Raw genomic sequence first — 12,336 nt, 5'->3', positions numbered from 1 at the left:
AACCTAACACCCAAAACCCTTTCCTCATAATGCCCCTCCTTAATTTTTCAAATAGTTATTACGATTAATCCTTAATGCTGTTGCCGACCATTAATTCTAAGTCGTCGGGTATTTCCCGTTTTTCTATGTCTATTCCTGCCGCAGAAAAAAACTTTTTTCTTACCGCATCAAGTGTAATTCTTGAAAGTGATTTCTTATCGTTCACGTCTCCAAAAATCCCCAAGTCGATACTTCCTGCCGCCATGTTGGCATGCCCACCTGCATTCATAAATCCAAAAGCCTTTTGTAATAAAAATGCGAGATTGATCCTTGAATCTACACTTCGCGCCGATAGCTGGACTTTATCCTTGTCGATACCAAAAACGAGAACGGTAGATACGCCCTCCATTTGCAACATCAATTCAGCCGCCTGCGGTAATGCGTCTCGGTCAGTTATAAATTCTGCAAAAGATATCAGATACGAACCCCGTATTTCACGGTTTCGTATAATCTTTCCGATGATATCCATGGTTTCTGCGCTCATGGGAGGATTTTCGATCTGATTTAAGAGCGCCGTATCCAGTAAAGGCGAGAGGTAAGCCGCTGCGTCGAGATCTTCCGTGGTTGTATTCCTGGTAAAACCTCCTGTGTCTACCCGTATTCCATAACGAAGGGCCGTGGCAAGGGGTGGATCAGGAACAATATTCAGATGCCTCAAATACCGTGTCATGATTGTAGACGTGGCGCCAATATGGGGTAAAATTTCAACAAACTCACCTTTAACAAGGCTAAAGTCCGTTTGATGATGGTCAATGATAATGTGAAGAATCGTATCTATTGGCAATATATTATTTTTTGAAGGAATAGACGCTTCTATTAATGCTACCTTATCCGCTGCATTAATTATTTTCAGCACCTCATCCGTGGTTTTTAACCGAATCAGATCAGTTTCCAACAAATTGACGAGGGTCTTATTTTGCTGATGACCGATATTTCCACCGTAATAAATATTGGATTTAATATTATATTTTTCAGCAATTCGTTTAAGTGCAAATCCAGAGGCAATGGCGTCGGGATCCGGATTATCCTGCAAAAAAATAGCCAGTCCTTTGCTCTTTGCCGCCTGAATAACACTTACTAAACGGAAAACAGACCTTTTCAGCTTTGCAGTTTCTAGCTCGTTCTGTAATGCATTGGCAATAATCCTAACGGTTTGCACGGTACGATCTGTACCGTTCTTTAATAATTCAGCATCCTCTGTATCATCGGTTGCGCGCGATAAGATAAATTTATCCGGAAATAACTTCCTGATACGGTTTGCTAAGATCAAATTGTCATCGTACGTTTTCTGAAGAAGGATAAGGGCAATGGCATTTTTCATCGGTAACGAACCAAAGTCTACGGTATGAATATCGGCAACCACGGTGCGCAGATTGGGTTCTTTTAAGCCCGCAAAAACAGCCTCGTCATTGCCAACCACCAGGGTTTCCTCGCCAGACCTGCTTAAATTTCTGGCCAGAGCATGGGCGATTTCATCGTATCCAAGAATAATATACATCGACGTATCCTTTTACAGAAATTCTTCTCCAGGAAAAATCCAAAGGAAGAACATTATACGTTCATGTCTTTTTGAAGTCAACATTAAAAATGTTTCCGTTTTAATTTTAACCTTTTACAAAGATAGGAGTTAACTTTGTGAACCATAATATGGACGTCGTTTTGTGGTCGAGTTTTTACATAGAAAATATATTTCCTCGACAATGTGGGAAAAATAATGTATGTTAAATGAATATCATTTGTATTTACCACAGAGACACTAGGGTACAATGAAAATAGATAGCAAGTTTACGGATCACAAGTTATGTCTTCGGGTACAAGGTGGTATGGACTTCGTCGTGATGGTTCGTCAGACCCATCATGCACGGCGCTACATTCTGAGCCTGCCGAAGGATCAGCCAAACAGCAAGCTAGTTTGTCCATGTTGTTTGAATATACACACGGATTTGGAATATATCACACTGACAAACGACGTTTGTTAGTGCCACCCGGTAACTCGCTTAAATAAAATGAAAATTTCTATACAATTAAATTACGATTTGAGACGAAAAAATCATATAAAATCTTTCTTTGCTGAGTTTTTTACACATCCCTTACTAGGAAAGGGATTGGGTTGCGGTATGGCCGCGTCAGGTTTTTTCTCAACACCAAGACCAACAAGGAGAATGTATGAGTCGTAAAATGATAACGGTTGATGGTTGTACGGCGTGTGCACATGTGGTGCACGCCACAAATGAAATTATTACAATTTACCCCATAACTCCTTCTTCGCCTATTGCGGAAATCTGCGATGCAAAGTCGGCTGCCGGGCAGGTAAATATATGGAGTTCGGTGCCGAAGGTAAGTCAGATGCAATCGGAGGCAGGCGTTGCAGGCGCCGTGCACGGGTCACTGACAACAGGCGCACTGGCAACCACTATTTCCTGTTCTCAGGGGCTTTTGTTGCTCCTTCCGAACATGTTCAAGATTGCCGGAGAACTTGCCCCAACGGTATTTCATATAACCGCCCGTTCCCTGGCATGTCAGGGACTATCCATATTTGGCGATCATTCAGACGTCATGACTGCGCGATCCACAGGCTTTGCCATGCTATGCTCAAAAAACGTGCAGGAGGCGATGGACTTCGCCTTAATTGCCCAGGCGTCTGCCCTCGAATCCAGAATACCATTTATGCACTTCTTCGACGGTTTCAGGACGTCTCACGAGGTACAAAAGATTGAAGAGGTTTCCTTCGATGATATGCGGGCGATGATTGATTATGAGCTTGTTATAGCCCACCGCAAGAGGGGGCTTACCCCAGACAACCCCAATATCCGCGGCACCTCGCAGAACCCGGATGTATATTTCCAGGGTCGGGAAACGGTTAACAAATATTATCAAGCAACTCCGGCTATTGTGCAGAAGGCAATGAACAAGTTCGCAAAGATTACCGGACGTCAGTACAAACTCTTTGAGTATTCTGGTGCACCCAATGCGGAACGCGTTATTATCATTATGGGCTCAGCCGGAGAGACGGTACTCAATACCATCCAGAATCTCAATGCGAAGGGAGAAAAACTGGGGCTCGTTCAGGTGAGACTTTACCGGCCATTTGATGTAGCTGCCTTTGCTGATAGTTTACCGGCTAGTGTAAAAGCAATTGCCGCCCTTGATCGCACCAAGGAACCCGGCGCTATTGGTGAACCCTTATACCTTGATGTGAGAACGGCCATCGGCGAAGCAATGGATAAAGGCATAGCAAAATTTAAGGATTATCCGGTGGTGGTCGGAGGCCGTTATGGGCTCGGTTCAAAGGATTTTACCCCTGCGATGGTGAAGGCCGTGTTTGACAATATTACACAGGACAAACCAAAGAACCACTTTACCATTGGTATCAATGATGATGTCACGGGCACCAGCCTTGCTTACGACGAATCCTTTACGATAGAAGGGAAGGGGGCATACCGGGCGCTGTTTTACGGGCTGGGTGCGGATGGCACCGTTGGTGCAAATAAAAACACAATTAAGATTATCGGCTCTGAAACGGATAATTATGCGCAGGGTTACTTTGTGTATGACTCAAAAAAATCGGGTTCAACAACGGTATCCCATCTGCGCTTTGGAAAGGACAAGATACTCAATCCCTATCTTGTTTCGAAGGCAGATTTCATAGCCTGTCACAATCCTTCATTTCTTGAAAAATTCGACATGTTATCCAGTGCGGAGGAAGGCGCAACATTTTTACTTACTACCTCTCACAATAAAGATGAAGTGTGGGACAGTCTGCCGATTGAGGTGCAGGAACAGCTTATCGCAAAGAAAATGAAGTTCTATATTATTAACGCTATCGCTCTCGCCGAAGAGATCGGGTTGGGTTCAAGGATTAATACCATCATGCAGACCGCCTTCTTTGTTATTTCAGGCATTATTCCTAAGGAAGAGGCCATTGAGGCAATTAAGGCGGAACTCAAAAAAACGTATATCAAAAAAGGTGAGGACGTAGTGAAGATGAACTATGCCTCAGTAGACAAGGCGCTTCAGAACATTGTAGAGGTAAAAGTGCCCGATAAGATTACCAGCAAGATCAGGATGCGACCTCCGGTGCCTGAAGATGCACCTGATTTTGTTAAGAAGGTAACGGCAAAGATGGTTGCCAACAAAGGAGATAGCCTGCCCGTTTCTGCTATACCTGCAGATGGCACCTGGCCAACCGGGACGACACAGTATGAAAAGAGAAATATCGGGGTGCATATCCCCGAATGGGAGCCTGATGCCTGTATTCAATGCGGTCAATGCTCATTTGTCTGTCCTCATGCAACAATCCGGATAAAAGCGTATGATTCCGCATCATTACTGGGTGCACCTCAAAATTTCAAATCAGTTGACGCAACAGGAAAAGAACTGAAAGGGCTCAAGTTTACCGTTCAGGTAGCGCCGGAAGATTGTACCGGATGCGGTTCCTGTGTGTTTAACTGCCCAGGCCAAAAGAAGGATGCGCAGGGGAACAAGATTCCTGGTGTCAAGGCTATTAATATGAAGCTTCAGGAGCCGCTTCGCCAGATAGAGGCAGAGAATTATGCATTCTTTCTCAATCTTCCCGAAACGGACACTTCGAAGTTTAATGCCAATTCCGTAAAGGGGAGCCAGTTTGTAAAGCCGCTCTTTGAGTATCACAGTGCCTGTCCGGGTTGCGGTGAGACTCCCTACATAAAGTTGCTTACCCAGTTGTTTGGCGACCGCTTGATTATTGCCAACGCCACCGGCTGCTCCTCTATTTATGGCGGCAATTTACCAACAACACCTTATACCAAAAGGGCCGACGGGCGCGGACCTGCGTGGTCAAATTCTCTTTTTGAGGATACGGCTGAATTTGGTCTCGGCATGAGACAGACCGTGGACAAATTTCACTCACAGGCAGTGGAATTACTGGATAAGCTGGCCAAGACCCCTGGGTATGCGGATGCAAAAGAACTTTTTGAGTCATTGAAAAATGCCGACCAGTCTACCCAGGAAGGGATTGACAAACAGAGGGTGTGTGTAGAAGAGCTGAAAAAAAGGTTATCAAAGGATGCCGCACCTGATGCAAAAAACCTCCTCTCCCTTGCTGATTACCTGGTGAAGAAATCGGTATGGTCGATTGGTGGTGATGGGTGGGGTTATGATATTGGATATGGCGGGGTTGATCATGTACTGGCATCAGGTGAAAACATAAAGCTCCTTATTATGGATACCGAGGTTTATTCGAATACCGGCGGGCAGATGTCCAAGGCTACACCACTGGGGGCAATTGCCCAGTTTGCAGCGGGCGGAAAGAGAACTCCTAAAAAAAATATCGGCTTGATGATAGCCACCTATGGTAAAGTATATGTTGCCCAGATAGCTTTCGGTGCAAATCTTGCGCAGACCGTCAGGGCGATTACGGAGGCAGAGGCCTATAACGGCCCTGCGCTCATTGTTGCTTATTCGGTATGTATTGCGCATGGTATCGACATGAGCAGGGGTATCGAGCAACAGAAGAATGCCGTAGCGAGCGGCTACTGGCCTCTCTACCGGTATAATCCTCAGCTCGAGGCCCAGGGGAAAAGCCCGTTGGTTCTGGACAGCAAAGACCCGTCCGTTCCCTTTGAAGAATATGCTTATCATGAAAATCGCTACCGGGCACTAAAGGCAAGCAATCCTGAGGTTGCCGCAGCGCTTATGAAGCAGGCGGAGACAGAAATCCAGAGGAGATGGAAACTGCTCAAGCATCAGGCAGCATGGTCTCCAGCGCAGAGTCAGTAATGCCAGGAAGAATCATGGGCATAAATAAAATAATTGCAATGGCACGGACAAACGTAGTTTGTCCGTGCTGAAATTGCACAACACGGTATATTGCTGATCCGCCTTGCTCCCACATTATCACTCCAGTCGCCAAGAAACGAAGCCTAAGCTTCCTAAAACGTTACATACAATCTTTGAGACTCCAGTTCATTCCAATATTCTCTGGAAGGGCATTGAAAGCTTGCGAATTTCATGCGGTGCTGAGATTAGTGATAGATGAGGTTCGCGAGTGCGAATGTACTTAATAATGTACGAGCGGTATTCCATCGCCTGCTTCCCAGAAAAGAAACTGACAAAGGCACAGTCGTCCCGATGCGTCGGTTTTTAATAGGAACAGGAGTTGAACCATGATGCAGTATAAGGGGTTATGTGTCTCGGGTCGAGTTTGGCTCAGAGGCCAATTTCTTCCACGGTGAAGTTGTCAGCATCTGTGGCGTAATTACTTTTCAAGGCAAGTCCGTTGAAGAGCTAAAAAAGCATTCCAAGATTCCGTTGACGATTATTTGGAATTCTGTGCTCAACGTAACGAGTAGCCAGAAAAGCCATTTTCAGGCCGGCTTACGGTTCGTCTTTCCTCAAACAACATCGCAAAGCAATCCTCGCCGTTAAAAGAGCTGGTAAGCAAGTTGATTCATAGGTAGCCATTGCCCTTCTCAGATTGGCGCAATAAACAGCTAACAGCGTTTTCAACCGACAGCGGGACTCTGGGTTAACCCGACCTTCCCGCATCTCTGCACAGGATAAGTCTCGTACCCACTGGACCTTCTTGTTTTAATAGCTAGAGTGCATCTCACCACAACAACCGAACACCGTTTTTTTGAGTCCGAACAAGTCGGATAACACGTGTCTTTGCATCGCCAAATATCCCCTGTGTCTCTGTCTTCGAACGAAACCTGGGGAAAATGATGTTCGTCCGGGAGCCGCTTCTTTTTTCCTGTCGTCGTATCTTGCCATCTTTTTTTCATCCTCTTCAATTCACTTTCACCTTCCTTTATGCCTCATTACAACCTTTTCCCCCTAAATTTTACCCACTCGTTTCCACGATGACACAGAAAATATTTGTACGGACACTGACTACTACATAAGGAAAGGATGTATCAGCATAAGACATATCCGGCAATTGTTCCGCCGGACACGCAAATCCAATTGAATTTGGGGGTTTTTTTTGATAACATCATTACGTTATGGAACAAGTTACTTCAGAAAATTTCTTTAGCAAAGCGCGCATCCATGTATTGCTCTTTATTGCAACGTTTTTGACCACGTATTATGTTAATGGTCTTTGGTATTCAGTTACCATCATGACGATTCTGCTTTCCCACGAACTGGGACACTTTTTCATGTGCAGAAAGTATCGTGTTGCCGCTACGATGCCCTATTTTCTCCCCCTTCCTCTTCCACCTTTCGGCACCTTTGGCGCTGTGATCAAAATGAAGGGGCTTATACCAGACAAGAAGGCTTTGTTTGATATCGGTGCTGCCGGTCCGCTTATGGGACTCTTCTTTTCTATTCCTGCTATTATTATCGGCTTAAATCTCTCGGACGTACGCCCCGTACCCAGTGATACCTCTGATTATCTGGGACTTGGAGAACCAATCCTGTTTTCATGTATATCCAAGCTGATATTTGGCCAGTTACCCGATGGAATGGATATCTATCTCCATCCTGTCGCCTTTGCGGGCTGGGCAGGATTATTTGTCACCGCACTAAATCTCCTGCCGATTGGACAGCTAGACGGCGGACACATCGTGTATGCATTGTTGGGTAAAAAGAGTGCAATTGTTTACCGCATTGGCATTTTTATCTTTTGCATAATAGCGATCCTTTTATACCCCGGTTGGATGGTCTTTGCCATTTTGCTCCTTATCTTTGGCTTCAGACATCCAGCACCCATCGACGAGATTACCCACCTCGACCGCAAACGCAAGATCCTAGGGATAATTCTGTTCATTATATTTTTAACCTCTTTCACCCCCGTACCACTTAAACTTTGATTACAACAGAAACCGTGACACCGAAATCACAACGTAGCGAAAAAGGTTTTTTATAGTATGAAGACGAAAGTTGTTATTGCCATGAGTGGCGGTGTTGATAGCAGTGTTGCCGCACATTTTCTGGTTGAACAGGGATATGAAGTCGTTGGCCTGTTTATGCGTTTGGGTATTGATAAGCTCGATACGATAACCAAGACAAAGGTCTGCTGCAGCCTGGAAGATGCACATGATGCCCGTGCCGTGGCAGATCTGCTCGGTATTCAATTCCATGTACTAAACTTTAAAGACGCCTTTGACCGCATTATTAATACCTTTTGCACGGAATACCTCGATGGCAGAACCCCAAATCCGTGCATCCTCTGCAATCAGGATCTCAAATTTGGCAGATTGCTGGATTTTGCGAAAATGCTGAATGCTGATTTTATTGCAACCGGGCACTATGCAAAGGTTGAAAAGCCAAATAACCGGTATCTTCTGAAAAAGGGTACGGATTCCCGCAAGGATCAATCCTACGTATTGTTCTCATTAAATCAGGACCAGCTCTTAAGAACTATCTTTCCTTTGGGTACGACAACCAAAGAAGCAGTTCGGAAAGTCGCCAGGAACTTAAATTTAAAGACCAAGGATAAACCTGAAAGCCAGGACGTCTGTTTTGTCATTAACAACAATTACCGCTCCCTTTTATCTGAAAGATTCGGAAGCCGGATAACGCCGGGCCTTCTTAAGGACACACAGGGAAACATTCTGGGAAGACATCCTGGGTCACCCTTCTTTACCATTGGACAACGTAAAGGGCTTGGCGTTGCCCTGGGTACACCGCGGTATGTTGTCGATATAAACCCGTGGGAAAATACGGTCGTGATTGGTACCGAGGCCGAACTTATGGAAGATGAATTGATAGCGTCAATGATAAATTGGATATCGATCGACAGGCTCGATTCCCCCATGAACGTCCAGGCAAAGATACGTTACAATCATGTTGCGGCAGATGCTACCGTATATCCTTATAAGCCAGATACGGTACGTGTCATCTTCAAAGAACCACAGAGAGCCGTTACCCCGGGACAGGCAGTCGTTTTTTATGATGACGAGACGGTTATAGGAGGAGGATGGATTGAAAGGAAAAGTAACTGGTGAGGACTAAGCTCCTGACTAAAGGACTTTAAAACGCTAAACATGAATACAACTACCAGCAAAAAGACAAAAGCGGCCCTAGTTACAGAAAAACTAAACCAGCTCGTTGGAAAAGAAAACGTATTTTCCGTCCTCGAGGACCGGATATGTTATTCATATGATGGCTCGAAACAAAAATACGTACCGGATGTTGTTGTGCGGCCACGATCTACCCATCATGTTTCTGCCATATTACAGCTTGCACATGAGAACGAAATACCCGTGTATCCCCGTGGTGCAGGTTCAGGGCTTACCGGAGGTGCTGTGCCGGTAAAGGGTGGCATAGTATTGGATTTCACCCCAATGAATCACATTGTAGAGATCCGCCCTGAAGACCTGACAGCCACGGTAGAACCAGGTGTAGTTACCCAAACGCTCCAAAGCGAGGTTGCAAAATACAAACTGTTTTATCCACCAGATCCTGCTAGCGCTCCATTCTCAACGATAGGCGGCAATGTAGCTGAATGTTCCGGTGGAATCACCGGTTTAAAATATGGCGTTACGCGGGATTACGTTCTATCACTGCAGGTTGTCCTTGCCGACGGAAGCGTCATCCACACAGGCCGCAAGACACTGAAGAGCGTCACCGGCTATGATCTTACCCGCCTGTTTGTTGGCTCTGAGGGGACGCTGGGCGTGTTTACTCAGATTACGGTAAAACTGCTGCCACTGCCGGAAAAGATCGAAACCCTCTTGGTCTTTTTTGCAACAACTCAGGATGCTATACAATCGGCAAACCAGATAATTCTCAACAATCTCTTGCCCAGGGCATTAGAATTCATTGACAAATCGAGCATCACTTGCATTCAGGGATACAAGCAGGAAATTCAAATACCCGATGAAGTAGATGCCCTTTTGCTTATTGATATAGACGGAAGAGAGACGAGCGTTAAAGCTGAAGCGTCTCTTGTAAAAGAAATTGTTAGAAAAAACAATGCAATCCGTGTCACCTCCGCAGAAAATGCTCAAGAGCGCGATGCGCTTTGGGAGGTAAGACGCGCCATTTCCCCGGCGCTTTACAATATAGCCCCTTATAAAATCAACGAAGACATCTGCGTTCCACGCAGCAGGATATTAGAGATATTAGAGAGGATAGACGGTATCCACAAACGGTATCCTTCCTTAAAAGTTGCCAGCTTTGGGCATATCGGCGACGGCAATATCCACGTAAATGTTATGTACGACAAGGGAGATCAGCAAAAGGCATTGGCAGAGCGGATGATTGAGGAAATCCTCAGCAACACCGTGGAAGTGGGCGGAACAATTTCCGGCGAGCATGGCATTGGAAATGTAAAATCGGCCTTTCTGCCCCTTGAAATTCCACCGAGAGAATTAGAAATTATGAAGAACATAAAACATCTCTTGGATCCCAAAGGCATATTAAATCCCGGCAAAATATTTTTAGAATAAGAGGCACCGTGAACCACAGAAACACGGAAACACAGAGAATTCCGAACGGTATAATTATCTTAAAATTTTACTTTTTCATCTATGTGCCCCGGTGCTCCCGTGTTTTTTAACTAAAGAAAAGTACCCATACGAAAAAAGGAGATGTTTGTATATGACGTTATCAAGGATCGCAAGGGAGGTAAAGACATCGGCAACGCTTGCCATCACCGCCAAGGCCAAACAACTAGCGGCAAAAGGGGTTGATGTAATTGGCTTTGGCGCAGGAGAACCTGACTTTGACACACCAGAAAACGTGAAAAATGCAGCCATCAAGGCCATCAAGGACGGTTACACGAAATACACCCCCACCGCAGGAGCTCCTGTATTAAAGGAGGCCATCTGCGAAAAACTCCTCAATGAAAATCACGTAAAATATAACCCCTCGCAGATTATCATTTCTGCCGGAGCAAAACAGGCTATTCTGAATATTGTGCTCGTTTTATGTGACACCGGAGACGAAGCAATTATACCCACTCCTTACTGGGTAAGTTATCCGGAAATGGTGGTCATGGCGGGCGCAACACCCGTATTTCTGAGAACCACCGACAAGGAACATTTCAAGATAACTAAGGAATCCCTCGCCAAGGCGATCACGCCCAGGTCAAAATTGCTCTTTATGAATAGTCCTGCCAATCCGACCGGTATGGTTTACACCGAAAAGGACCTTCGGGAAATTATAGGCTTTGCCGTAGAAAGAGGACTTTACGTAATCTCCGATGAAATTTACGAAAAGATATTATACGACGGCGCCCAACATTTCAGCCCGGCGGCTTTTCATGAAGAGTGCTACAAAAAAGTCATTACCGTGAATGGTTTTTCGAAGGTCTATTCTATGACGGGCTGGCGGTTAGGCTATGCTGCTGGTCCTGAAGAAATCATCAAGGCGGCAACCAACATACAGGACCATACAACTTCCGGAGCCAACTCCATTACCCAACTGGCAGGTGTGGAGGCGCTGAAAGGCAATCAGGATTTTGTCGGAATGATGGTACGTGAATTTGACAGACGAAGAAAATATATCGTTGAGCGGCTCAACAAGATAGATGCGGTTTCTTGTTTGCTCCCACAAGGGGCTTTTTACGCCTTCCCCAATGTATCCGATTTGTACAAAAAGAAAGTTGGCGGACATTCAGTCACAAACTCTTTTGATTTCGTAAACCTGTTACTCGAAAAGGCACACGTCGCCTTTGTCCCCGGTGCCCCTTTTGGGTCGGATGAATGCATCAGAATTTCCTATGCAACTTCTATGGCAAATATTGAAAAGGGGATCGACCGGTTTGAAAAATTTTTGGGCATCTAGTGGATCGTTTCAAGAAGCACAAACTGAATCATGGGTAGTTTTATAAGGCCAAACGAAATTGCAAAAAAACATGTCAGGTTTATCCGGCAAGTCGATACTTGTTGAAGATGTTTGGGATTCTATTGCTCGGGGCAATCCTGAATTACCTATAACTAAATGCTAAAAAATGGAGCCAGAATTATCAGCGTAGCTGGTGGCTTGATTAGCCCTAAAAGGACATAATTAGTGTCTGAGCGAAAAACATCCTTTTTTTGAAAAGCGGCAGTGCGATTTTACACTTACTAAAATCGTTTCATAAAATTTGATGTTAGACTTCTGACAGAAAAAAGTATTTCTTACTTATTTCCCTTCATTTTAGACTTGTCTGGAGATAGTATCTCCCTTGTCATGCTGTTTCTTGTAGTTTTTAAGCAGCTTCTCGTGCTTCTTTTGCGTCTCTCCTGAAGCACGTTCCCCTGTTTGTGTAAATTCGCCGCCACCACTCCCAGTGCACAATACCTCTTAGCCTGACTTTCACAATTCACACTTAACCCGACCTTCGCAATTCGAGGGGTGTATGAGCTGCTAAGCCAGCAAATACAAGGG

Annotated in this window: 6 protein-coding genes and 1 pseudogene; 5 read left to right on the top strand and 2 right to left on the bottom strand. The window is 45.1% G+C overall.

From position 1 onward, the window contains the following. Positions 1-64: 64 nt before the first annotated feature. Entirely contained in the window at positions 65-1,537 is a 1,473-nt protein-coding gene (locus tag BIY37_RS01890; RefSeq protein WP_070066154.1) for a DHH family phosphoesterase, read from the bottom strand. Positions 1,538-2,205: 668 nt separating this feature from the next. On the opposite strand from BIY37_RS01890, the gene nifJ reads away from it, so the two are divergent. From nifJ to BIY37_RS01850, 5 genes and pseudogenes are all read left to right on the top strand, one after another. Further along, complete coding sequence (gene nifJ / locus BIY37_RS01885) at positions 2,206-5,796, top strand: pyruvate:ferredoxin (flavodoxin) oxidoreductase (protein WP_070066153.1); 3,591 nt, start codon at positions 2,206-2,208, stop codon at positions 5,794-5,796. A 1,223-nt stretch (positions 5,797-7,019) separates the two neighbouring features. Continuing rightward, positions 7,020-7,829 carry a site-2 protease family protein gene (locus BIY37_RS01865; protein WP_070066151.1) on the top strand — a complete coding sequence of 270 codons (810 nt, stop codon included), beginning with the start codon at positions 7,020-7,022 and terminating at the stop codon, positions 7,827-7,829. Positions 7,830-7,874: 45 nt separating this feature from the next. Beyond that, positions 7,875-8,966: pseudogene (gene mnmA, locus BIY37_RS01860) on the top strand (tRNA 2-thiouridine(34) synthase MnmA); the annotation flags it as partial. A 39-nt stretch (positions 8,967-9,005) separates the two neighbouring features. Continuing rightward, entirely contained in the window at positions 9,006-10,412 is a 1,407-nt protein-coding gene (locus tag BIY37_RS01855) for an FAD-binding oxidoreductase (protein WP_070066149.1), read from the top strand. Between the two features lie 151 nt (positions 10,413-10,563). Continuing rightward, entirely contained in the window at positions 10,564-11,751 is a 1,188-nt protein-coding gene (locus tag BIY37_RS01850) for a pyridoxal phosphate-dependent aminotransferase (RefSeq protein ID WP_070066148.1), read from the top strand. Between the two features lie 335 nt (positions 11,752-12,086). Here the strand turns inward: BIY37_RS01850 and BIY37_RS13760 are convergent. Next, positions 12,087-12,336: hypothetical protein (locus tag BIY37_RS13760; protein ID WP_230402406.1), on the bottom strand; the 250-nt coding region annotated here is incomplete at its 5' end.

The sequence above is a fragment of the Candidatus Brocadia sapporoensis genome (assembly GCF_001753675.2).
Classification (GTDB): domain Bacteria; phylum Planctomycetota; class Brocadiia; order Brocadiales; family Brocadiaceae; genus Brocadia; species Brocadia sapporoensis.
Note: the sequence above shows the minus strand (reverse complement) of the source record. Positions and strands in the feature narration are given on the sequence as shown.